This is a genomic window from Mesorhizobium sp. M0029 (genome assembly GCF_040323735.1).
Lineage (GTDB): Bacteria > Pseudomonadota > Alphaproteobacteria > Rhizobiales > Rhizobiaceae > Mesorhizobium.
This window is the reverse complement of record NZ_JAMYVF010000003.1, coordinates 282,022-302,671: the sequence shown is the minus strand read 5'-3', so window position 1 is coordinate 302,671 and position 20,650 is coordinate 282,022. Positions and strand designations below refer to the sequence as shown.

The 20,650-nt window shown below is 61.3% G+C and carries 27 protein-coding genes and 1 pseudogene; 15 read left to right on the top strand and 13 right to left on the bottom strand.

The genetic code is table 11. The features are described from left to right. Nucleotides 1-7: 7 nt before the first annotated feature. Nucleotides 8-508 (bottom strand): annotated as a pseudogene (locus NKJ76_RS07485) (FAA hydrolase family protein); the annotation flags it as partial. 138 nt (nucleotides 509-646) lie between these two features. Here NKJ76_RS07485 and NKJ76_RS07480 point away from each other — a divergent pair. Then, nucleotides 647-1,567: a zinc-binding dehydrogenase gene (locus NKJ76_RS07480; protein ID WP_352537100.1), complete on the top strand. Its 921-nt coding sequence runs from the start codon at nucleotides 647-649 to the stop codon at nucleotides 1,565-1,567. Between the two features lie 15 nt (nucleotides 1,568-1,582). On the opposite strand, the gene NKJ76_RS07475 is transcribed toward NKJ76_RS07480, so the two are convergent. From NKJ76_RS07475 to NKJ76_RS07435, 9 genes are all read right to left on the bottom strand, one after another. Further along, a complete protein-coding gene (locus tag NKJ76_RS07475) occupies nucleotides 1,583-2,335 on the bottom strand; it encodes an SDR family NAD(P)-dependent oxidoreductase (protein ID WP_023686590.1) in 753 nt (250 codons plus the stop codon). Nucleotides 2,336-2,465: 130 nt separating this feature from the next. Continuing rightward, entirely contained in the window at nucleotides 2,466-4,742 is a 2,277-nt protein-coding gene (locus NKJ76_RS07470) for a transglycosylase domain-containing protein (RefSeq protein WP_352521587.1), read from the bottom strand. 122 nt (nucleotides 4,743-4,864) lie between these two features. Beyond that, a complete protein-coding gene (locus NKJ76_RS07465; RefSeq protein WP_352534055.1) occupies nucleotides 4,865-6,100 on the bottom strand; it encodes a site-specific integrase in 1,236 nt (411 codons plus the stop codon). Further along, nucleotides 6,064-6,393, bottom strand: coding sequence for a hypothetical protein (locus NKJ76_RS07460; protein ID WP_023820563.1), 330 nt, complete (start codon nucleotides 6,391-6,393; stop codon nucleotides 6,064-6,066). Before NKJ76_RS07460 ends, NKJ76_RS07465 begins: the two co-directional genes overlap by 37 nt. A 55-nt stretch (nucleotides 6,394-6,448) precedes the next feature. After that, nucleotides 6,449-6,889: a helix-turn-helix domain-containing protein gene (locus NKJ76_RS07455; RefSeq protein WP_352537099.1), complete on the bottom strand. Its 441-nt coding sequence runs from the start codon at nucleotides 6,887-6,889 to the stop codon at nucleotides 6,449-6,451. Then, nucleotides 6,886-7,119 carry a hypothetical protein gene (locus NKJ76_RS07450; protein ID WP_023820561.1) on the bottom strand — a complete coding sequence of 78 codons (234 nt, stop codon included), beginning with the start codon at nucleotides 7,117-7,119 and terminating at the stop codon, nucleotides 6,886-6,888. The genes NKJ76_RS07455 and NKJ76_RS07450 overlap by 4 nt, the downstream gene beginning before the upstream one ends. Beyond that, on the bottom strand, nucleotides 7,116-7,508 hold the full coding sequence (locus NKJ76_RS07445) for a hypothetical protein (RefSeq protein ID WP_352534051.1): 393 nt from the start codon (nucleotides 7,506-7,508) through the stop codon (nucleotides 7,116-7,118). Before NKJ76_RS07445 ends, NKJ76_RS07450 begins: the two co-directional genes overlap by 4 nt. Next, complete coding sequence (locus tag NKJ76_RS07440; protein WP_352534049.1) at nucleotides 7,505-7,924, bottom strand: hypothetical protein; 420 nt, start codon at nucleotides 7,922-7,924, stop codon at nucleotides 7,505-7,507. The genes NKJ76_RS07445 and NKJ76_RS07440 overlap by 4 nt, the downstream gene beginning before the upstream one ends. Nucleotides 7,925-7,990: 66 nt before the next feature. Continuing rightward, nucleotides 7,991-8,164 (bottom strand): Arc family DNA-binding protein, encoded by a 174-nt coding sequence (locus NKJ76_RS07435; RefSeq protein ID WP_352537098.1) that lies wholly within the window; start codon nucleotides 8,162-8,164, stop codon nucleotides 7,991-7,993. A gap of 84 nt (nucleotides 8,165-8,248) precedes the next feature. On the opposite strand from NKJ76_RS07435, the gene NKJ76_RS07430 reads away from it, so the two are divergent. Then, on the top strand, nucleotides 8,249-8,722 hold the full coding sequence (locus NKJ76_RS07430) for an Arc family DNA-binding protein (RefSeq protein ID WP_352534047.1): 474 nt from the start codon (nucleotides 8,249-8,251) through the stop codon (nucleotides 8,720-8,722). A gap of 1 nt (nucleotide 8,723) precedes the next feature. Here the strand turns inward: NKJ76_RS07430 and NKJ76_RS07425 are convergent, their stop codons facing one another. Next, nucleotides 8,724-9,083 (bottom strand): hypothetical protein, encoded by a 360-nt coding sequence (locus NKJ76_RS07425; protein ID WP_155921514.1) that lies wholly within the window; start codon nucleotides 9,081-9,083, stop codon nucleotides 8,724-8,726. A gap of 88 nt (nucleotides 9,084-9,171) precedes the next feature. Continuing rightward, nucleotides 9,172-9,819 (bottom strand): LexA family protein, encoded by a 648-nt coding sequence (locus NKJ76_RS07420; protein ID WP_023820555.1) that lies wholly within the window; start codon nucleotides 9,817-9,819, stop codon nucleotides 9,172-9,174. 88 nt (nucleotides 9,820-9,907) lie between these two features. Between NKJ76_RS07420 and NKJ76_RS07415 the strand changes: the two genes are divergently transcribed. From NKJ76_RS07415 to NKJ76_RS07385, 7 genes are all read left to right on the top strand, one after another. Further along, nucleotides 9,908-10,186: a transcriptional regulator gene (locus NKJ76_RS07415; RefSeq protein WP_352537097.1), complete on the top strand. Its 279-nt coding sequence runs from the start codon at nucleotides 9,908-9,910 to the stop codon at nucleotides 10,184-10,186. 10 nt (nucleotides 10,187-10,196) lie between these two features. After that, on the top strand, nucleotides 10,197-11,069 hold the full coding sequence (locus tag NKJ76_RS07410) for a hypothetical protein (protein WP_352537096.1): 873 nt from the start codon (nucleotides 10,197-10,199) through the stop codon (nucleotides 11,067-11,069). Nucleotides 11,070-11,102: 33 nt separating this feature from the next. Next, nucleotides 11,103-12,719, top strand: a complete 1,617-nt coding sequence (locus NKJ76_RS07405) for an AAA family ATPase (RefSeq protein ID WP_081731198.1) — start codon at nucleotides 11,103-11,105, stop codon at nucleotides 12,717-12,719. After that, nucleotides 12,709-13,002: a hypothetical protein gene (locus NKJ76_RS07400; protein ID WP_352534043.1), complete on the top strand. Its 294-nt coding sequence runs from the start codon at nucleotides 12,709-12,711 to the stop codon at nucleotides 13,000-13,002. Before NKJ76_RS07405 ends, NKJ76_RS07400 begins: the two co-directional genes overlap by 11 nt. Then, nucleotides 12,989-13,450, top strand: coding sequence for a hypothetical protein (locus tag NKJ76_RS07395; RefSeq protein ID WP_352534041.1), 462 nt, complete (start codon nucleotides 12,989-12,991; stop codon nucleotides 13,448-13,450). The genes NKJ76_RS07400 and NKJ76_RS07395 overlap by 14 nt, the downstream gene beginning before the upstream one ends. 176 nt (nucleotides 13,451-13,626) lie before the next feature. Continuing rightward, nucleotides 13,627-14,478, top strand: a complete 852-nt coding sequence (locus NKJ76_RS07390) for a hypothetical protein (RefSeq protein WP_352537095.1) — start codon at nucleotides 13,627-13,629, stop codon at nucleotides 14,476-14,478. 52 nt (nucleotides 14,479-14,530) lie between these two features. Further along, nucleotides 14,531-15,136 carry a DUF6456 domain-containing protein gene (locus NKJ76_RS07385; protein ID WP_352499010.1) on the top strand — a complete coding sequence of 202 codons (606 nt, stop codon included), beginning with the start codon at nucleotides 14,531-14,533 and terminating at the stop codon, nucleotides 15,134-15,136. Nucleotides 15,137-15,279: 143 nt separating this feature from the next. On the opposite strand, the gene NKJ76_RS07380 is transcribed toward NKJ76_RS07385, so the two are convergent. Then, nucleotides 15,280-15,459, bottom strand: a complete 180-nt coding sequence (locus NKJ76_RS07380) for a hypothetical protein (RefSeq protein ID WP_081731211.1) — start codon at nucleotides 15,457-15,459, stop codon at nucleotides 15,280-15,282. A 139-nt stretch (nucleotides 15,460-15,598) separates the two neighbouring features. Here NKJ76_RS07380 and NKJ76_RS07375 point away from each other — a divergent pair, with 139 nt between their 5' ends. Genes NKJ76_RS07375 through NKJ76_RS07350 form a run of 6 tightly spaced genes read left to right on the top strand, consistent with a single transcriptional unit; the run spans nucleotide 15,599 to nucleotide 20,649 of the window. Next, nucleotides 15,599-16,105, top strand: coding sequence for a terminase small subunit (locus tag NKJ76_RS07375; RefSeq protein WP_488377119.1), 507 nt, complete (start codon nucleotides 15,599-15,601; stop codon nucleotides 16,103-16,105). After that, nucleotides 16,080-17,612: a terminase large subunit domain-containing protein gene (locus tag NKJ76_RS07370; RefSeq protein WP_352537094.1), complete on the top strand. Its 1,533-nt coding sequence runs from the start codon at nucleotides 16,080-16,082 to the stop codon at nucleotides 17,610-17,612. Before NKJ76_RS07375 ends, NKJ76_RS07370 begins: the two co-directional genes overlap by 26 nt. Then, nucleotides 17,609-19,840, top strand: coding sequence for a hypothetical protein (locus NKJ76_RS07365; protein WP_352537093.1), 2,232 nt, complete (start codon nucleotides 17,609-17,611; stop codon nucleotides 19,838-19,840). Before NKJ76_RS07370 ends, NKJ76_RS07365 begins: the two co-directional genes overlap by 4 nt. 13 nt (nucleotides 19,841-19,853) lie before the next feature. Next, nucleotides 19,854-20,105, top strand: a complete 252-nt coding sequence (locus NKJ76_RS07360; protein WP_156939134.1) for a hypothetical protein — start codon at nucleotides 19,854-19,856, stop codon at nucleotides 20,103-20,105. A 50-nt stretch (nucleotides 20,106-20,155) separates the two neighbouring features. Further along, on the top strand, nucleotides 20,156-20,431 hold the full coding sequence (locus tag NKJ76_RS07355; RefSeq protein ID WP_352537092.1) for a hypothetical protein: 276 nt from the start codon (nucleotides 20,156-20,158) through the stop codon (nucleotides 20,429-20,431). Next, complete coding sequence (locus NKJ76_RS07350) at nucleotides 20,428-20,649, top strand: hypothetical protein (protein WP_352534033.1); 222 nt, start codon at nucleotides 20,428-20,430, stop codon at nucleotides 20,647-20,649. Before NKJ76_RS07355 ends, NKJ76_RS07350 begins: the two co-directional genes overlap by 4 nt. Nucleotide 20,650: the final 1 nt, after the last annotated feature.

Here is a 20,650-nt window from a genome sequence, read left to right as displayed (position 1 = left end):
AGAGCCATCAGCTCTTGGCGAAATGGATGCTGACCGTTCCCGAGCTGCCGAAGTCGGCGACGATCGTATCGCCGGGCCGCGCCTCGACCGGGCGCACGAACGATCCGGACAGCACCACCTCGCCGGCCGCGATGGACATGCCGTAGCGGGCGAGCCTGTGCGCCAGCCAGGCAATGCCCATCGCCGGATGGTTGAGCACGCCGGCGCCAAGCCCGGTCTCCTCGACCTCCGCATTGCGCGAGACGATGGCGCCGATCCAGCGCATATCGGCTTCATCGGGTCGTTGCGGCCGGCCGCCGATGACAATGCCGGCATTGGCGGCGTTGTCGGAAATCGTATCGAAGAAAGTGCGCGCCTTCTTTGTCTCGGCATTGACGCGTTCGATGCGCGTGTCGAGGATTTCGAGCGCCGGCGTGATATAATCGGTGGCGTTGAGCACGTCGAAGATGGTCACGCCTGGGCCCCTCAGCGGCGCCTTCATGACGAAGGCTATCTCGGCCTCGACGCGCCAGGGGTAGCGGAGAGGCTGTCTCACAATTGACCGCTTTTAGCGACTATTCGCCATGATAGCTAAATTCTTTGATGCGGGAATTCGATAGGCTCCGGTTCGTGGCTGGCATGTCACAAAGTATCAGGAGGGCTTCCCATGCGCGCGCTCGTCATGTCTCCCGACAACCCCACCAGACTGACGCTCGCCGAGGTCGAGGACCCTCGGCCCCTCCCCAACGAAGCGCTTGTCTCAGTCCACGCTACCTCGTTGAACCGCGGTGAACTGCGCCTGCTCACCATACGCCCGGAAGGCTGGATACCTGGCCAGGACGTGGTTGGAGTGATCAAGCGGGCGGCAGCCGATGGCTCCGGGCCTGCCGTCGGCGCCCGGGTTGTGGCTTTGGTCGACGAGGCCGGCTGGGCCGAACAGGTCGCCGTTCCGACCGACCGCCTCGCCGTCATCCCGGACGAGGTCAGCTTCGGGTCCGCCGCCACGCTTCCGGTCGCGGGCACGACGGCTCTCAGGGTCTTGCGCCATGGCGGCGACCTCGCGGGACAGCAGGTGTTGATCACCGGCGCCAGCGGCGCGGTCGGCCGTTTCCAGATCCAGATCGCCCGCGAGCAAGGCGCCGCGGTGACTGCAATCGCCGCCGCCCGGCACGCCGAGGATCTCCGCGGTCTTGGTGCTCACGAGGTCGTCGAGTCGATCGAACTGGCCGAAGGGCCATTCTCTCTGATCACCGAGTCGGTCGGCGGCCAAAGCCTCGCCCATGCCATCGAACGCGTCGCCCCCGGCTGCACCATCGTCATGTTCGGTTCGAGCAGCGGCGAACTCACGCCGGTTGGCTTCAGACAATTCGTTCCGGGCCATGAGGGAGCGGGGCTTCAGACTTTCGCCTACTACACATCCGGTCGAGCCATTGGCGCGGACATCGCCTCGCTGCTCGCTCTGGTCGCGGCCGGCCGGCTGGAAACCCGCGTGTCCATGACCGTGCCGTGGACAGACATCGCCCAGGCCCTGGACGCCTTGCGGCAGCGCAGCTTCAGCGGCAAGGCTGTTCTCACCATCGCCGAATGAGCAGTCTGTCAGTGCTCAGACGTGCTGGCCGCCATTGATGTGGATTTCCGAGCCCGTCACATAGGACGCCTGCTGCGAGCACAGGAAGAAGATGATGTCGGCGACTTCCGAGGTGGCGCCAAGGCGCCTGAGTGGGATCGTCTCGACGATTTTGTCGGTGCCCGGCGACAGGATCGCGGTGTCGATCTCGCCCGGCGCAATCGCATTGACGCGGATGCCGTGCGGGCCGAAATCATGCGCCATCTCGCGCGTCAGCGAGCCGAGCGCCGCCTTCGAGGTCGCATAGGCGGTGCCGGCGAAAGGATGCACGCGCGTGCCGGCGATCGAGGTGACGTTGACGATCGAACCTTTCGCTGCAGCAAGCTCCTTGAAGAGGCCCCGCGCGAGCATGATCGGCGCGAAGAAATTCACCTGGAACACATCGCGCCAGACATGCATCGGCGTGTCGATCGAATCCATCCGGCTGTTGCCGTCCTTGAGCTTTGGCGAGATGCCGGCATTGTTGACCAGAGCGTGCAACTGGCCGCCATGCGCCTCGAGCCGGTGACGGATCTCCGAGACGGCGATGCCGACATCTTCCTGGTCGGCGAGATCGACCTTGATGTGGTCCTCTGGGCCGGCCGGCCACGGGCAATCCTCGGCAAAAGCCTGGCGCGAACAGGTGATGACCCGCCAGCCCTCACGCGAAAAGCGCTTGACCGTGGCATGGCCGATGCCGCGGCTGGCTCCGGTCAGCACGATGGTTTTTCTGATGTCGGTTTCAGCCATGTCTGTCACTCCGGCCGGAGATGTAGCCGAATGCCGCGAAGGTGGCGAGAGGCCGAATTGTCACCGCAGCTCTCATATGAGGAACGGATTGCCAGCTCGCATTTGATTCGAAGCTAGAATGACGAGCCGCTCAGCCGCCGCCGAGAATATCCAGGATTGAGGTTTTCCGCTTCTTGGTCGGGCCGCCGACGCTGCCCGGCGGTACCGGATGCTTGATCGAGGCCGTGGTGCCGCCGTCGCCCGGCATGTCGAAACCGTCGGCATCGACGGTTTCGGCCGGACGGCGGACCGGTGCTTGTGCGGGTACAGCAGCAGGTGCCGGCGCGGCAGCAGGCTCAGAACGGCTGACGGCCACGGCAGGCAACGGCGCCGCCTGATTGTTATCGACTGACGGAATATCGTCGGGCACGATGGTGTCGGGCGGCGTCGACTTCCAGGTGCCGGGCAGCGGCCGGACCGGCACACCTTCATGCGCGGCCACCATGAACTCGTGCCAGGCCTGTGCCGGCAGCGCGCCACCGGTGACCTTCTTCATCGGCGTGCCGTCATCATTGCCGAACCACACGCCGGTGGTGAGGTTTGCGGTGTAGCCGACGAACCAGGCGTCGCGCGAATTCTGGCTGGTTCCGGTCTTGCCGGCCGACGGCCAGGCGAAGGCCGCCTTCCTGGCCGTGCCGATCTCGACCGTGCCGGTCATCATCGAGTTCATCATGCCGACAATGTTCTGCTTGACGACGCGCGGCGCGCTGCCGCCATTGTCGTCATAGAGCACCTTGCCTTCGGTCGTGGTGATGCGGCGGATGAAATGGATGTCGGGCTTGTAGCCGCCATTGGCGAACGGCACATAGGCCGATGTCAGCTCCAGCGGCGTCACTTCCGAAGTGCCGAGCGCGATCGAGGTGTTGGCGATCAGATCGGATTGGATGCCCATGCGGTGCGCCGCCTCGACCACCGCGTCGGGGCCGACCTCCATGGTCAGCTGCGCCGCGACGGAATTCAGCGACTTCGCCAAAGCGGTCGCCAACGTCACCTTGCCGAAATACTTGCCGCCGTAATTGTCCGGTGTCCACTTGCCGATCTTGATCGGTGCGTCGTTGCGCACGCTGTCGGGCGTGCGGCCGGCTTCCAGCGCGGCCATATAGACGAACGGCTTGAACGCCGAGCCCGGCTGGCGGCGTGCTTCGGAGGCGCGGTCGAACTGGCTGGTCGAATAGTCGTAGCCGCCGACCATGGCGCGCACGGCGCCGGAATTGTCGATCGAGACCAGCGCGCCTTGGCTGACATTGAGCTTCTTGCCGCTCTCGTCGATCAGCCGGCGGATCGACTGTTCGGCGAGCTTCTGCAGGTTGAGGTCGACGGTGGTGTCGACGACGATGTCGCTGCGCACGTCACCAATCAAATCGGGCAATTCTTCCATGATGGTGTCGGCGACATAGTTTTCCGAGCCGGTCCAATAGGATGGCGCGCGCGTTGCCGGCGCGCTCATCGCCGAGGCCAGTTCCTTGGCGCTGATCTTGCCTTCGTCGCGCATGGCGGCCAGCACCAGTTGCGAGCGCTCCTCCGCCGCCTTCGGATCCCGCGCCGGCGACAGTCGCGACGGCGCCTTCAAGAGGCCGGCGAGAAGGGCCGCCTCCGACAGAGTGACATCGCGCGCGCTCTTGCCGAAATAGCGACGCGAGGCCGCCTCGACGCCATAGGCGCCGGAGCCGAAATAAACCCGGTTGAGGTACATTTCGAGGATCTGGTCCTTGGTATGCTTGTGCTCCAGCCAGAGCGACAGCAGCACTTCCTGCACCTTGCGCTCCAGCGTGCGGTCGGGCTTCAGGAACAGGTTCTTGGCCAGCTGCTGGGTCAGCGTCGAGCCGCCCTGCGAGAAACGCCGGCCCAGAACGTTGGTCACCATGGCGCGCGATAGGCCGATCGGGTCGATGCCGAAATGCGAATAAAAGCGGCGATCCTCGATGGCGATGACGGCTTCCGGAATGTAGGGCGACATTTCGTGCAGGCCGACCGCCTCCCCGCCGCTCATGCCGCGGTTGGCAAGCAGTTGCCCGTCGACCGAGACGATCTTGATGTTGGGCGCGCGGTCGGGGATCGACCAGGTGGTGGCCGCCGGCATCTTGGCGCCGTAATAGACGACAATGCCGGCCACGGCGATGCCGCCCCAGATGCAGAGCACGAAGCACCAGTAGAACATCCGCGCCATCACGCCGAACAGCCCGCGCCGGGGTTTGCCGCGCTTGCCGCGTGACGATGATTTTGCCTTGGAGGTTTTGCGCGCCGAAGATGATTTGCGATTGGCCGGCACGACCCGATCCTCCTCGTTCACCGAAAAACCGGCCGCGGATTTCGCCTTTGGCGATCCCTCGAAGCTGGGTTCGATGCGACTGTCTCTGCGGTTCGCCATGCGTTGCGCTGTCTTCCCGGTGTCAATGGCGCTCGGGTTGGAGGGTAGATGCGGCGGTTTAAGGGCGCGTTAAAGCAGGGCTCGTGCAGGCCGTTGAAATTCCTTACGAAATTCTTAATCCGTTACCGCGCGTTACCGCCGCCGTTACCGCTCTGTTCACGTCGCTTGACGCGCGCGTCAGCAAAGCGGTCCGCAGCCTCCAACACGGCGCGATCATACTGCTTGGTGGTGGTGGTTGCGCTATGCCCGGCGACCTTGCTGGCATCGTCCAGACTGGCATCGGATGCCCTGCCCTCGGTGATGCCTGAAGCCCGCAAGTCTCGCGCCCAAAGGGTCACCGGAAGACCTGCCACCTTGCGGTCGACAGACCAGCGCTGCGCGAAAATCGTGGCGCGCCAGGGCAAGCCGTTTTCCTCGGCCACGATGATCGGCCCCTTGCGCTTCTCGATCGGCCAGTGCTGCAGCTCTTCCATGACCATCGGCGCCTTCCTCAGCGAATAGGAAATGCTGAAGCCTGTGCTATCGGCGGTCTTGGATGGCGTGTAGTGCAGCACCATGTCGGCGTCGATGTCTTCCCAGCGAAGGCCAAACCATTTCAGATCCCGGTCGGCGTCAAGCACTTCGGAAATTCCGCCCATGTCCATCGGCCACCACTGGCCGATCACGTCCCACAACCGAAGCACCGTCTCGAAGCACAAGGCATAGGCGAGCGCCGACGAAGGCCGGCCGGCCTGATGCGCTGCCGCGCGCGCCGCGATGATCTGGGTGGCGGTGGCGGACTGTTTGCGGGGCTTGGGGTGCGGGAGCCTCTTTGCAGTCTCGCGCATGACGACCGACAATTCCGAACAGCCGGGCAAGCGCATCATGATGCCGAAGCTGACTGCAGCGAAAAGAACGGCGCGCGCGGTCGACGCAGCGGCGAGATAACGCCCGTTCTCCGACCAAACGTCATGCCAGTCGATGAGGTCAACGCCGGTTGTTTCGTCAAGCCGGACGCTGCCTATGTGGCCCTTCAGGTTCTTCAGATAGTGGTTATAGGGCCGCAGCGAACCGGGTTTTAGCTTCCGGTATGGGCTGCGCTTGTGCGTCTCGTAGATGGTCAGGAGCGACTTGATCGTTCCGTCGAACTTCAGAGGGTCGGCACGGTAGCCGGTGCGCCATAGAAGCATCTCGGCTTGGAGCGAATGGCATTTCGCCTTCAGCATCTCCGGCTGATCGGCCAGATAGTAGAGGTTCACCGTTTTCGGGATGTAGCCGTTCTTTACGTCATTTTCGTCGGCAACCCAGTGCGGCACTCGGCCGCCAGCGCGCTTGATCCATTTCAGACCTGGGGCCTTTGTCGCGTCTTCGTTTTCCATTGGCTTGCGTCCGCTTTGCCGGGTGGCGCTGTTGCCGTGGTCGAGCCGGTTCCAAGGTAATTTTCATAGAACCGCTGCACCAAGGCGACCGGGCGCCCTCCGTGAAATTCATCAATAGCCGGGAAACCGGGCTTGTTGGCAAGGGTCGGCAGGCGCTCGCGCATCCATTTGCCTGCTTTATCCTTCCCGACGATGGCCTCTGCGATCTGCTCGTCCGATGCGAACATGGGCAGATCGTCGAGGGTTGCCCCGGCGCGGGTCATCTGCCCGCCCTCGCGCAGGTCCAGAACCACAGGCCGGCTTTGTCACAATGTTGCTGTGCTTTCGAAAAATTGCTGAAATCGCCGTTCATCCGGCGCGCTCCATCGATTGGCAAGCGTCTTCGAGCCGATTGGTTGAGCCGTTCAGCGCTTCGCGTATCGGCGTCAATGTGCCGTCATCATCCAGATCTGACGTGTTGCCCAGGGCCAACCAAATGGTGCGCAGTTCGTCTCGCACTTGGTGAAGCTGGTCGATCGCTGAGAGCGGGACAACCCGGCCGCCTCCTAGTGGATCGCCCTCCCCGCTGAGCAACCATTCCCACCGGACGCCATAGCCAGCCGCATACAGGCGGGCGACTTCATAGTCGAAAGCGCGGTTTCCGCTCTCGTGGCCCGCATATGTGCCGGGCGGCACTTTCAGCGCTTCGGCGCCGCCGCTGACGGTGTGGATACCGGCCTGAGTTCTCGCCCAGGCCAGCCGCGCGCCAGCGGTCTTGATCTTGCTCGTAATGCTGACGACTTGGATCACTTCGCACCTGCCTTCGGACCTTCATGGCCCTCAAGCGCATCGGTAACGGGTCCAAGGAGTTCGTCGGCGGCGGCAAGAGCATCAACGATGCTGGTTGCCATATTCACATGGCCGCCTTCCTGGATCGCCCAGGCCGCTGCACCGCAAACCCGGACGATTGCAGCCGCTTGGATGCAGCAAGACATTATCTGATCTGCAGACATGTCTCTGTGATCGATGAAGCGGCTCATTTGCCACCTTCCCGGGTAAGCTGCCAATCGATGTCCCCGGCAATCCTGGCCAACTCCGCGACAACCGATGCAGGGCTGTCGGTGCCCCCGTCATACTGGCCGACTATGATCCCAAACTTAAGTTCGCCTTCGTCTCGGGTGCTGACTGGCCTTTGCAACACGGCCTCGCGTATGTCGTCGATCTCGCAGCCGATATTGTTGCGGAGGAACTCTAGTATCTCGCCAGCTTCGTTGTACGGTTGACCGTCATCCGGGCCGTTGAAACGAGGCTGCTCCTGAAGACCGCTGAGAACTTGGGCGACAGTGGTCAGCGTCTCGACGAGTGCCGACAGTTGCTTGAGCGAGAGAAGGTCGGTTTTGAAGCCGAGCGGGTGCGCTGGGCGGCTCATTCCGCACCGCCTTCCGACTTGCCCATGGTTTTGACCACGGCAACCATTGTCGCAGCGTAGCGGTTGACCTCGCCCAGGAAACCGATCTCGACGCCGGTCAGATGGTTGCGGGACGGCAAGCGTTCTTCCTGCCGGAGTCGGCACATATCGTTGACGATGCAGCCGAGAAGTGTGGTTGCGCCGTTGGTCGGGTGACGGCCGATGAAGTCGAGATATTCGCGCGCCAGTTCATGGCCTTTGTCGCAGTCCTTGCCGAAATGGCCGGTTGCGTCGACATTCCAGTAGCAGATGCCACCGCCGGCATCGCGGCCTTTGCGGTGCATAAACGACAGGGTGTCAGCCTCATGCGCTATCTTCGCAGCGGGGCGACCAGTTTGAATTTTCGCCGATGCGGTGTTATGTAACGCCTTGGTCATCTTCAATATCCTTTGTCGGTGATCGTGGGGAGCCGCCGTGCAAGGCGGTTTCATTTCGAACGACGATCAGATTGAGCTTGCCGGCTCGCTGGTCGTCGTTTTCGTTTCGTCCATGCGGTTACGGATGCACCGCACGATTGCAGAATTTTGAGAACTTCCGTTCCGCGCGGCCTGCGTGGCGATGAATGCCTTTACGTCTGCCGGCAGTCTCACCAGAAATTTCGGGTCCGCCCGACTCATGTCCTTTCCTTCCCGTTAACCAAGACGGAATATAGCACCGTGCTAGGTTGCGAGCAATAGCACCGTGCTATATATCCCCAGCCTATGGCGCGCGAAGATCCCCAGATAAACATCCGGCTACCGGCGAACTTGAAAGAGCGCCTGGAGGAGCGCGCCGAACGCAACAACCGCAGCACCACCGCTGAAATCGTCGCTCGGCTGGAACAGTCCTTTCTCGGCCCCAAGCATCCGCCGTCGATCACGATCCGCTTGGAGGCGTTGCCGTTTGGGACGCCTGCCATCGACGTATCTATCGGCACATTCTTTTCCGACCTGTCGAAGACGCTGAAAGAAAGCGTCGAAAGCATTCGCGCCGCTGAACGGGTCGAACGGCTTGCGGAGCGCGAGCGCGCCGCAAATAGCCTCGAACCCGCACAAGATGCCGGTATCGACGACGCAAGAATCGTTGTCTCGGTCGCGGCGGAAAATACCGAACGGCGCCGACTAAAACGGTTGGCCAAGCTCGAACGCGACGCTGCCGCCGCTAAGGCAGCCCAAGACGATGAAAGCGGCGAATAGCTCACGCCGCGCAATCCTTCAGCAGAAACGTTAGCACCTTGTGGACGGCGCGGGTGTCGGCCGCGTTGCTGAATTCGCCGCCGTCGTAAACGCCGGGCTGACTGTTGAGATAGTGGCACCAGCCCCAAACCATCGCGGCGACCCGCGCCCCATCCATGGTCTCGGGCGTGAGCGTCAGGATTCGGTCGGAGAGCTCCGAGCATCGATGGAATGCGGCCGCAATAGAGGGGTCTTTGTCGAAGTCCTCTCCTGAATCGCTGAAGGCGGCGCGCTCGTCCGCCCAGGCCTTGCGGAATTCGACGCCAAGGGCGATCAGGTCAGCGTCAGTATGCATAAGGCTTGATAAGGGGGTGGGGTTCATTGAAAGCTCCATCCGATGCGATGGATACTATTCAAGCACCGCTTAACCATATAGTCAAGCCACGCTTAACACCTTTTCAAGTTCGGCTTCACCTTGTTCGGCGCCGGAACCTTCGATGCTCGTTCATTGTCCCGACAATGCGGCCAGGATTCTTGGCTGAGATGGTCAGCGTAGGATAGTCGGGGTTGAGCGGGTAAAGTTCGATGATCGGCTGGCCGTTGTCGTCCAAGCCGCGCGGGCGGTACTTCTTGAAAGTTGCCTCTTCCTCACTCTCAATGGCGGCCACCACGCAATCGCCAGGCAGAGGCCGAAGGCCGGTGTCGACTATAATCACGTCGCCGCTCTGAAATTCGGGAAGCATGCTGTCGCCATCGATTTCCAAAGAAAAGGCGTATCCGGCCGGCTCCCAATGGATTTCAAAAGCTTGGGTATCTGGGGGCAGTGGCTGCTCGGCAATGACTGGTGACCAAGAGCCTGCTGTCACGCGGCTGATCAGCGGCGCGGCGAAAACCTTGCCTTCCGCTTTGAAAGGGAGCAACTCGCGCCGGCCACCAGCTGGGGCTAGATCGATACCCAGCAAATTGCTGAGCTTGATCAATCTGCCTCCAGTCGGCGTGGTGGTGTCACTTTCCCATTGGGATACAGCCTGAAGACTTACGCCCATGGAATTGGCGACCGAGGCCAGCGTCAAATCCTTCGCCTTGCGCGCGGCTTTGATGGTTTCCCCCAAGGTCATGAAAAAATTCTCCGTTTCAATTCAAGAGACTAAAGTCAGACTTGATTAATTCAAGCAAGCTGCACTTGAACTTATGGTTAAGCCGTGCTTGAATTTCACTTCGCAATTCGAGCCAGGGGTGCAGAACTTCATGAGTGATCCGGACGGAAAGAGCGGCCTCGAACTGGCCGTTGAAGCAATTGGCCAGGCCAAGAAGCTTGCCGAGATGCTGGATATCACGCCGCAGGCCGTAAGCCAGTGGAAGCAGATCCCGCACGACCGCGTGATTGCAGTCGAGCGGCTGACAGGCATCCATCGTGGCCGCCTCCGTCCCGACCTGTACCCGCCGGAACTGCCGTCAGTTGATTTGGTGCGAGCATCGGCATGACGGCGGCGCAATGACCAGCGGCGTTTTCGCGGTGTCTCGCGACATCTTCGAACATCATTTTTTCGCGGCGGAACCGTTCACCGAGCGCGAGGCATGGGTTTGGCTGATCCGCGAGGCGGCATGGAAAGCGCGGCGCGTTCGGGTCAAGGACGGCATGGTAGCGTTGAAGCGCGGCCAGCTCGCGTCATCGGTCAGGTTCATGGCCGATCGCTGGCAATGGCACCGGTCCAGTGTCGACCGCTTTCTAAAGCGTCTAAAAACCGAGACAATGATCAGCATCTCCGTCGAGACAGGGCAGAGCGTCATAACTATCTGTAAATACGACACTTATCAGCGCGTCAGCCTTCCAGCCGAGACAGCTAGCGAGACACCAAGCGAGACGACCGCGAGACAACCCCGAGACAAACAAGAAGACATTAAAGGCATTGAAGGCATTAAAAAGAAGAACAACGCGCCTTCGGCTGTGGTCGACAAAGTTCCCCCTCAAGCCGTCCAACCCAACCCGGCAGAAAACAAGAATGACCGCGACGGCGGGCCGGATTGGCACGGGTCGGCCGAAGAGAAGTTTTATGCCGCCCTGCCCGGATGGCAGAAAGCCGGAGTGCCGCGCGGGATGCTGTTTCAGATCGGCGAGCATCTTGGCGGCGACTTCGATCAGTTGATTGACATCGCTGGTCGAGCCGCGAGCGCCAAAAAGCCAAAGGCCTATCTCGGCGGAGTGCTGAAACAATACCGCCCCCCGGCGCCGGCAAAGGTCGATCCCAAATTACCGGCATGGATCACAGACGCGCGCTGCCAGGGTTACCCGGTCGAGCGGGAAGGCACGTACTGGCGCTTCGCTGGCGGCCTCTACGACGACACCAAGCAACAGGTCGGCAACTGATGCGCGAGCTGAGCGAACTCGGAATTTTCATCAATGATCGCGATGGCGAGCAGCGGACTACCTGCCCGTCTTGTTCCCCGCATCGCCGGAAGAAAAAGGACAAATGCCTTGCTGTCAGGATCGACGGAGACGGAGCAACCTACTTCTGCCACCACTGCGGTTTCAACGGTGGCGTTCGAACAGGGCAAGCTTTCGGCGGCGGCAAAGGACTACGCAAAGACGGTCCGGGGCATAAGCGCGACGACTTTGGCGCAGCTCGGCGCCGCCTCAGGAACGGTCTACTTTCCTCGCCGTCTTGAACGCAAAAGCGAGGCCGTTTTCTTCCCCTACACGCTCAGCGGCAAGCGGGTGAACTACAAGGCCTGCGCCTTCCCAGAGAAGGATTTCATCGGCGAGAAGGGCGGCAAGCTTTGCTTCTACAATCTCGACCGCGTGTTGGCCGCGCCCCCCGGCGATGTCTACATGGTCGAAGGCGAATGGGACTTGGCCGCCATGGTCGAGGCCGGTTTACCGATCGGCCGGATTCTGTCTGTGCCAAACGGCGGCCGGGAGAAGAAGGAAGGCGCGGACGACAAGCCAGCGGAGCCCGCCGGCTATGAGTACGTCGAACAGGCTCTGGCGCGCGGCCTCGGCAAGCACAAGCGTTTCATCTGGTGCGGGGACATGGACGACACCGGGCTTTCGCTCCGGGCGGACATGGCCCATCTGCTCGGCGCCGCCAAGTTCTGGTTCATCGACTGGCCCGAAGGTATCAAAGACGCCAACGACATGTTGCGCGCTGATGGCATCGAAGCGCTGAAAGACCTGGTCACCAATGGTGCGTTGCCGTGGCCGGTCGCCGGTCTCTACAGGCTCGCGGAACTGCCGGAGATGGCGCCGATCCGAGCTTGGGAGGTTCCCCGCATGCCGGCCTGGCGCGGCAAGATCCTTTTCGCGCCCGGCACCATGTCAGTGGTCACCGGTCACCCTGGCCACGGCAAGACGGCAGTGATGGCGCAGGTTTGGGCCGACATCGCCGACAAATACGGGCTGGTCATCGCCACGGCCACGTTTGAGACGCGGGCCAAGCCACACTACCGGCGCATCCTGCGGACGCTGCATGCAGGCCGTCTGGAGCGAGAAATGACGCCGGAAGAAATCCGGTACTCGGACCAGTGGATAAACGACCACTACCTGTTCATGCAGCACCCGGAGCAGACGCCAACGCTAGGCTGGCTACTTGAAACGGCAGAGGCCGCGGTGGTCAGGCACGGCGCATCAGTGGTGCAGCTCGACCCATGGAACCGACTGGAAAGCCAGCGCGAGGCTCGGGAAACAGAAACCGAATACATCGGCCGCTGCCTGACGGCGATCTACAAATTTTCGCAGGACATGGGCTGTCACGTCCAAGTGTTGGCCCATCCGGCGAAAATGGACGGGCCGCGCAAAGGTTCGCCCCCGGAGCTCGACGACATAGCCGGCTCAAAGCATTGGGACAACCGCGTTGACCAGGGCTTGGTCGTGCACCGCCCGAAGATGTTCGACGAGGGCCAACGCTGCACCGATGCGGTGATCTTCCACAAGAAGACCCGCTTCGACGAGCTGGGCCATCCCTGCAAGCTGAAGATCAACTTCAACATCCAGAACGGGAGGTTTGAAGATGCCGAATAAGGAAAAATCCGAGCGGCTTCCGTGGTCTGTTGAACAGGCGTTGCTTGTCCACACGAGCATCAATCTCGCGGCCCGCGACGCTGTAATCGGCATCTGGTGCGAGTTGCCAGACAAGACTTGGTTGGCAATGAAACCCGTCCTGGAGCGGTGGATAGCGATCGGCAACGCCAATAGGGCGGATCTGCGGCGGATCATTGACGAGGTTGATTACCGGCGCCGCGAATTTCCCCGAGGCCTGACACTTTCGAACGACAACAAAGGGCGTTGCCATGACCGTGATTGAAGCTTCGGGCGGGGGCTGGATTGTGGTTTCTCGCGGCGAAACCTTGGCGGGGCCGTTTCCGACCAACGCGGAAGCCTGGCGCGCGGCTGATCGCATCGAGGGCTCGCCCATATCGCCAGCCGAAAAGCGGGCTGACTGGATCTCGAACAAGATCCTGTCGAGCGGGCCGGCAGAAAACGGGTTGCAGGAAAACCCGTTTCCCACCCTTCCGAAGCAGACCCGGCAGGAGAAGAAACAGGCCGCTAAGAAACGGCGGACGAAAGAGCGGCGGACGCCCGCTGCAGCAAAGGCTCCGAAATGGCTGCGGACAATAGCGGCGACTGACTTCGACCCGAAGGGAAAGCGCAATTATCGGGATGCGCAGCTCGGGACATTTGGCGCGGCATCGCCCGTCCGCCACATCAGTCCAGCGGAATATCTAGCGGCAAGCGAAGGGAACGAAAATTGAGCGGTTCGCAAGCGTTCGTTCACCAATCTTTCGGCTACCGGTGGGCAGACACCGAGAATGTCGGGGAAAGCTCGGCGCGCTTGGTCGTTGTCCACAGCGAGGCCTGCAACCAAGCAGCCGCGCACTCATGCAGAGGCGTCCCCGCTCAGGTTGAGCTGCGTAACAGGAAAAACTCTGTGGAACTTCTCAATGGTATTGCCGCGATCTCAACAACCGGCCTCAATCCACGTAAGCCCAGCACAGGTGAGCCGATCTGCGAGCGCGTAGATCCGTCGGCCCTATTCGTCGACCATGAGTACCAGCGTGCTATTGGCGAAAAAGGCCACAGACAAATCCGGCAAATCATCGAGAGGTTTTGCTGGACGAAATATAAGCCGCCGATCTGTGCCTACGCCGAGCATGGCGGCAAAACTATCTTGAAGGTGCTTGACGGGCAGCACACTGCAATTGCAGCTGCGAGTAATCCTCATATCGATCTTATCCCGGTGATGATCGTCGACGCGCCCGACACCCAGACCCAGGCAGCGGCATTCGTCGGTCAAAACACTCAGCGGCTTGGAGTTACCGCACTGCATCTCCATCACTCTGCGGTCTTAGCGGGTTTTGAGGACGCTGTGGACGTTGACCGTACCTGTCAGCGGGCCGGGGTCAAAGTTCTTAAGAATCTGCCCAAGTCGGGCAAATATCAGCCTGGCGATACGATTGCGATTTCGGCCATCAGGGGCCTCGTCGCCCGTCGTGAACCACTGGGAGCGCGGATCATCCTTGAGGTCTTGGCCAAGGCTCATTTGGCACCCATCACCGCAACTCACATCAAGGCTGCCGAGTACGTCATGACCGACAGTGAGATGTCGATAAAGCTCGATCCCGATGATCTGTCGAAAACGATAGGCGATCTGTACCTGTCGGCCGAAGACGAAGCGAAACTAATGGCGAAGACCCATCGCACGTCGGAATGGAAGGCGTTCGGATCAATCTGGTACCGCAAGACAAAGAAGAAGCGACAGGTGATGCGCTTGGTCGCCTGAAACGGCGCGCCGCGGCGAATTGACGGCGCGGCGCACCCCAACGGAGTTTCGTATGACGAAAGCAGCAAAGAAAACCAAGCCGACCGCGCCAAAGATGCGCAAGGGTGAGGCCGAACAGGTGAAAATCCGTCGCGACCTCGGCCATGACTTCGCTGTCCAGACGGATGATTACGGGCGCGATCGGCTTATCGCCGGGACGGCAGAAGCGCGTCGGGTCTACGATGTCAGCAATGGCGGCTATATCAGCACGGGTGGCATAGCCCGGGTTCGCAAGGTCGATCCCCTCAAGGGCATCTCGAGCCTGACGTACAAGCAGCGGGAGGCCGGTACTCGCTATCGCGCTGACTTCGAACTGGCCACGCGCGAGGGCCTGAAGACCATGGGCATGGGCGAGCGCGTGGACGGAGGGCGGTCCGGAGCGAGTGTCCCGGCCAAGCTGATCGACAACCATGCTGTCATGGCGCGGGCGCGGCAAGCTCTGGTCTATCCCGAGATACTGGCTGTAATCGATGCGGTATGCGGTCTCGGGATGTCAATCAAGGAAGTGGCGCAGCGGGAGAACGTGGTCCGAGACATTCCCGCCCAGCTTTTGCGCATGGGTCTGGAACGCCTCGTTTTCCACTACGGGTCGCAGTCAGCAACGCGTCACAACAGTTGAAACGTGCCGTCACGTATGGTAGATATTTGGGCACGGTGACGATTTGCGCCGGAACCCGCCTAAGTCAGGCGGGTTTTTTGTTGAGCAGCGAAGCAGGAAGCTCCTCCAGAGACGCGGTTCGCTCTTCTTGCAGCCTGACCGTCTCAAGTGAGCGTTGGCTCGATCCCCGGCGGGTTAAGCCTTATCCGCTGACCGGCCGCAAAATTCCTGGCAAATTCTTCGTTCTCAAAAAGATGCTGGGTGGTTTCGCCGTTCTCAAAAATCTGCACCGCCCATTTGCCGTCGATGCGTTCGATACGAACACCAGTTGTCTTATCGTCCAAGTCGCCACTCCCACACACGAGCTCCAACAAACCATAGCGTCTTAGAACGCACAAGTTCCTGCATGCGCTCAGACCGCAAGGTGCCTCAATGCCCGCAAAAGAGCTAACCCCGAAGCAAGCGCGCTTCGTCGAAGAATTCATGATCGACCTGAACGCCACACAGGCGGCAAAGCGGGCCGGCTACAGCGAATTGACGGCTCAGGTGCAGGGATCGCGCCTATTATCGAATGTTATGGTTGGCGAGGCCATCGCAGCGAGGCAAGCGGCCATCGCGCAGAAGCTCGGCGTCACTCAGGAACGCATCGTGGCCGAGTTGGCAAAGATAGCCTTTTCTGACATTCGCAAGGCGGTGCAGTGGGGCCGCAGCCCGATCGACACGGAATCGGAGAACGCAAAGCCGAATGGCCTAGGCATCTATCCGGTCGAGCTGGTCGGCAGCGACAAGATTGACGACGACACGGCCGCCGCAGTGTCCGAGGTTTCGCTCACCCAAACCGGTATCAAGATCAAGATGCACGACAAGAAATCGGCGCTGGTCGACCTGGGCAAGCATCTCGGCATGTTCAAGGAACGCGTCGAGCTCACTGGCAAGGACGGCGCTGCGCTCGTCCCCGTGGTCAATGTCCGCCTCCGCAGCCGCAGCTGAAATCAATCTCGACCTGCACGACAAGCAGGCGCTGGCATTCGAGACGGAAGCAACCGAAGCGCTCTATGGCGGTGCTGCTGGTGGTGGCAAGTCGCACCTGATGCGCGCGGCCGCCATCACGTGGTGCGCCGAAATCCCAGGCCTTCAGGTCTATCTCTTCCGCCGCATCCGCGACGACCTGATCAAGAACCACATGGAAGGCCCGCAAGGCTTTCGCCAGATGCTCGCCGGCTGGGTGGAATGCGGGTTCGTCACCATCGTCGAGGATGAAATTCGGTTCTGGAACGGATCGAGGATCTACCTTTGCCACTGCAAGGACGAGAAGGACCGTTTCAAATATCAGGGCGCTGAAATCCATGTGCTGCTGATCGACGAGCTGACCCACTTCACCGAAGTGATTTATCGGTTCCTCCGCAACCGCGTGCGCATGGTCGGGATCAAGGTTCCACCGCAATACGCCGGCCGGTTCCCGCGCATCCTGTGTGGCGCCAATCCGGGCGGCATTGGTCACCAGTTCGTCAAGGCAACATTCATTGACGGCGTGCTGCCGCTGAAGGTGTACAAGGCCGAAGTCAGCGAAGGCGGCATGCAGCGTCAGTTCATCCCTGCGCAGCTCGAAGACAACCCGTCGATGAACGACAACGATCCCGGCTATGAAAGCCGGTTGATGGGTCTCGGTTCGGAAAGCCTGGTGCGCGCGATGCGCTATGGCGACTGGGATGTGGTCGAGGGCGCCTATTTCGACAACTTCGAACGACGCCGGCATGTCGTCAAACCGTTCACAATTCCAGACCACTGGACACGCTTCAGGGCGGGCGACTGGGGCAGCGCCAAGCCCTTCTCTTTCGGGTGGTATGCGGTGGCGTCCGACGACACGATAGTGCCGTCTGGCGTGGCTGGCGCGCCCGGCATCGTCATTCCGCGCGGCGCGCTCATCAAGTACCGCGAATGGTATGGCGTGAAGATCGACAAGTCGGGCCGCTATCTGCCCAACACCGGTCTGAAGCTGCATGCCGAAGCAGTCGGCGCCGGTGTCCGGCAGCGCGATTATGACGACACCATTAGCTATGGCGTGCTTGACCCTGCTGCCTTCAGCCAGGACGGCGGGCCATCTCTCACCGAGCGCATGGCTAACGGGACCAACTCCAACGGATCGACCTTCCGACGCGCCGACAACAAGCGAGCGGCTGGACGCGGTGCCATGGGCGGCTGGGACCAGTTGCGCGGCCGACTGACCGGCGACGAGGACGGCCGTGCGATGCTGTTCTTCTTCGAGACCTGCATCCACACGATTCGGACACTGCCGGCGCTGCAGCACGACGAGGCGAACCCGGAAGACCTCAACAGCGACCAGGAAGACCATGCGGCCGACGAGACGCGCTACGCGTGCATGTCGCGGCCATGGGCAGCCAAGACCAAGACGCCGGCTCCCAAGGTGCCACAGGGCTATGTCCAGCTTCCCGGCGTGCCTGACGACGGCAACGGGCGTCGAAGGATTCGCATATGATCAACGACACTGAAGACGAGATCGACAACACTGCAGATGATGCGGTCGACCCGTCGCTGAAGCCGAAGGCCTCCAAGGGCTGGCTGAAGCTGATCACGGATCAGGAGAAGGCCGGCTTTGCCGACTATCAGACACGGTGCACCAACATCCAGAAGCGGTATGCCGATCTGGAGCGCCTGGCGAACGTCACCCGAGACCGCGAGTTTCAAATCTTCTGGGCCAATATCGAAGTCCTGAAGCCTTCCATGTATTCCCGCCCACCGGTTCCGGTGGTCGCGCCGCGCTTTCAGGACAGGCGGCCGCTCCCGCGCACGGCATCGGAGCTTGTCGAGCGCTCGACGGCGGTGACGTTCGATCGGCAGAACATTGACGGCGTGATGCGGCTGGTGCGAGACGACCTGGCCACGATTGCGCGCGGCTGCATGTGGATCCGGTACGAGACCAAGAGCCGAGAGAACGGCTACACCGAAACCGTCTGCATCGAGCACAAGAACCGTCGCGACTTCGTGCATGATCCCGCCCGAAACTGGAAGGAAGTGGACTGGGTCGCGGGCGGCGCATGGATGACGCGCAAAGAGATGCGCAAGCGCTTCAAGGCGACGTCGGGCAACGCCTATCAGGATGCCGAGTTCGCCAAGCGCAAGGACGACAAGAACAACACCGACGGCAAGCTGAAGGCGAGGGTCTGGGAACTGTGGTCGAAGTCCGAAAACAAGGTGGTGTGGCTGTCACCGGGCGTTGATGTCGTGCTGGACGAGGGCGCGCCGCACCTGACGCTGGAAAACTTCTTCCCGTGTCCGCAGCCGGCCTACGGGACGTTGCAGCCGGAGAGCCTTATCCCGGTCCCCGATTACGTCTTCTACAAAGACCAGATCGAGGAAATCAACGACATCACCAACCGCATTTCGGCATTGACCGAAGCGCTTCAAGTGCGCGGCTTCTATCCGGCCGGCGCTGGTGAAATCGGCGATGCGATCGAGGCTGCGGTTAAGACGCGCGATCCGCGCCAGATCATGGTTCCGGTCAGCAACTGGGCCGCGTTCGGCAATGGATCGGCCAAGGACACGGTTGTCTGGCTGCCGACCGACATGGTGGCGTCGACCATCACGCAGCTGATCGCGCTTCGCAAGCAGCTCATCGAGGACATTTACCAGATCAGCGGCCTGTCGGACATCATGCGGGGCGAGAGCAACCCGAACGAAACGCTCGGCGCGCAGCAGATCAAGACGCAATACGGCTCTGTCCGCATTCGCGACCGGCAGAACGAGCTGGTGCGCATCGCTCGCGACGCGGCGCGCATCATCGCCGAGGTGATGGCAGAGAATTTCCAGTCGAAGACGCTGCTGGAAATGAGCCAGATGGAACTGCCGAGCGATGCCGATATCGCCAAACAGGTAAAGCCGCTGGAGGCCCAGGCCAAGAGCATCGAGAAGGAATTGCAGGGCGCGTCGAGCGATCCTGAAGTCGCCGCGATGGCGAAGCAGAACCCGGAAGCCGCGCAGCAGATCATGCAGCAGGCTCAGGGCCAGATTGCCGAGATCGCCAATCAGATCGAGGAGCTGAAAAAGACCGTCACCATCGACCAGGTGATGGACTTCCTGCACGACCAGAAAATCCGGCCGTTCAGTCTCGACATCGAGACAGACAGCACCATCCAGCCCGACGAGAACGCCGAGAAGCAGCGCCGCAGCGAGTTCCTGACGGCACTGGCTGGCACGCTCGCCCAGCTTGGCCCGATGGTGCAGGCGCAACCCGAGACGGCTCCCTTTGCTGCCGAGGTGCTGAAGTTCGCCATGGCGCCGTTCCGTCCCGGTCGCAGCATGGATGCGACGATCGACGAGTTCGCCGAGCAAATGAAGGCGATGGGTTCCCAGCCTAGGCCAGATCCCAGTGCAGGTAAGGCCGAAGCTGACGCCAAGGCCAACGAAGGCAAGATGGCGGTGGAAAAGGCCAAGTCTGACGCCGCAATGGCCAAGTCCCAAAGCGACGCGGAAATCGCCAGGACTAAGGCGGAGGCCGATATCGCCAGGATCAACGCCGATGCCGCGCAAAAGCAGCGCGAGGCCGATATCCGCATCCGCGAGATCGAGGCGAACGCGGCCGCCGCAGCTCAGAAGCACGAGCAGGACATGCAGAAGGGTCAGCTCGAAATCGAAAAGCTGCGCCTTCAGGTGCTCGGCCAAGCGCAGAAGAACGCCGCGCCTCAGCCAGCTGCTGCTCAACTTTGACAAGGACAACACCATGCCAGTCAGTGCTGATGAACTCTGCCGGGGCGGGATGTCATATCCGGTGGCGGTCGAAGTAGCCCGCCAGATGAATGCTGGCCTCACCAATGGCAACGTCGACCGGCTTATGTCCGTTGGGGTGCCTGGCGAGCAGGCAAAGGAACTGGCCAAGCAGATCAACGCCGGTGTCTTCGATGCGCACAAGCTTGCTTTAAGCAATGTGAACCCGGGCGTCGCAACTCTGCTGAAGCGGACCAGCGGCCTGTGATGGCTTACACGTGGATCAATCTCGGCGACGGCCGGCAGGTTTTCCGCAAGGTGGATACCACCAAGCCGAAGCGCTCGCATCTATCGGCGCCAATGATCAATTCGGACACCATGTCCGAAGTCCAATCAATGCACGACGGCAAGGTCTACACCTCGAAATCGGCTCTTCGCGCGACTTACCGCGCCGCCGGGCTCGAGGAAGTTGGCAACGATCCGGCACGGCTGCGGCCCCGCAAGCGTCCGAAGATCGACCGTAAGGCGATCAAAGAAACAGTGCTGAAAGCAAAAGCCCGATTTGACCGCGGCGAACGGGTCCGGGCGCCGTGATCAGCGCCGGCCTCGCCAACGCGATCGAGGCATCATTCAAAGCCAGTCGCCTCGATATTGGCCAGCAGGCTGTCTTGTGTGTCGCCATGATTGAGGGCGCGCTGTCCCTGATCATCCCGAACGACATTCAGGCGAAGATGGAAGACAAGTTTCTGCGCGGCATCACGCGCGAGCACATTGACCAGGCGCTGGAATTGATGCGCCAGGACCACCAGTAAC

Coding starts and splice junctions, on each gene's coding strand:
- NKJ76_RS07480 (WP_352537100.1), top strand. CDS start 647: ATGCGCGCGCTCGTCATGTCTCCCGACAACCCCACCAGACTGACGCTC.
- NKJ76_RS07475 (WP_023686590.1), bottom strand. CDS start 2,335: ATGGCTGAAACCGACATCAGAAAAACCATCGTGCTGACCGGAGCCAGC.
- NKJ76_RS07470 (WP_352521587.1), bottom strand. CDS start 4,742: ATGGCGAACCGCAGAGACAGTCGCATCGAACCCAGCTTCGAGGGATCG.
- NKJ76_RS07465 (WP_352534055.1), bottom strand. CDS start 6,100: ATGGAAAACGAAGACGCGACAAAGGCCCCAGGTCTGAAATGGATCAAG.
- NKJ76_RS07450 (WP_023820561.1), bottom strand. CDS start 7,119: ATGAGCCGCTTCATCGATCACAGAGACATGTCTGCAGATCAGATAATG.
- NKJ76_RS07445 (WP_352534051.1), bottom strand. CDS start 7,508: ATGAGCCGCCCAGCGCACCCGCTCGGCTTCAAAACCGACCTTCTCTCG.
- NKJ76_RS07440 (WP_352534049.1), bottom strand. CDS start 7,924: ATGACCAAGGCGTTACATAACACCGCATCGGCGAAAATTCAAACTGGT.
- NKJ76_RS07435 (WP_352537098.1), bottom strand. CDS start 8,164: ATGAGTCGGGCGGACCCGAAATTTCTGGTGAGACTGCCGGCAGACGTA.
- NKJ76_RS07430 (WP_352534047.1), top strand. CDS start 8,249: ATGGCGCGCGAAGATCCCCAGATAAACATCCGGCTACCGGCGAACTTG.
- NKJ76_RS07425 (WP_155921514.1), bottom strand. CDS start 9,083: ATGAACCCCACCCCCTTATCAAGCCTTATGCATACTGACGCTGACCTG.
- NKJ76_RS07420 (WP_023820555.1), bottom strand. CDS start 9,819: ATGACCTTGGGGGAAACCATCAAAGCCGCGCGCAAGGCGAAGGATTTG.
- NKJ76_RS07410 (WP_352537096.1), top strand. CDS start 10,197: ATGACCAGCGGCGTTTTCGCGGTGTCTCGCGACATCTTCGAACATCAT.
- NKJ76_RS07405 (WP_081731198.1), top strand. CDS start 11,103: ATGATCGCGATGGCGAGCAGCGGACTACCTGCCCGTCTTGTTCCCCGC.
- NKJ76_RS07400 (WP_352534043.1), top strand. CDS start 12,709: ATGCCGAATAAGGAAAAATCCGAGCGGCTTCCGTGGTCTGTTGAACAG.
- NKJ76_RS07395 (WP_352534041.1), top strand. CDS start 12,989: ATGACCGTGATTGAAGCTTCGGGCGGGGGCTGGATTGTGGTTTCTCGC.
- NKJ76_RS07385 (WP_352499010.1), top strand. CDS start 14,531: ATGACGAAAGCAGCAAAGAAAACCAAGCCGACCGCGCCAAAGATGCGC.
- NKJ76_RS07375 (WP_488377119.1), top strand. CDS start 15,599: ATGATCGACCTGAACGCCACACAGGCGGCAAAGCGGGCCGGCTACAGC.
- NKJ76_RS07370 (WP_352537094.1), top strand. CDS start 16,080: ATGTCCGCCTCCGCAGCCGCAGCTGAAATCAATCTCGACCTGCACGAC.
- NKJ76_RS07365 (WP_352537093.1), top strand. CDS start 17,609: ATGATCAACGACACTGAAGACGAGATCGACAACACTGCAGATGATGCG.
- NKJ76_RS07360 (WP_156939134.1), top strand. CDS start 19,854: ATGCCAGTCAGTGCTGATGAACTCTGCCGGGGCGGGATGTCATATCCG.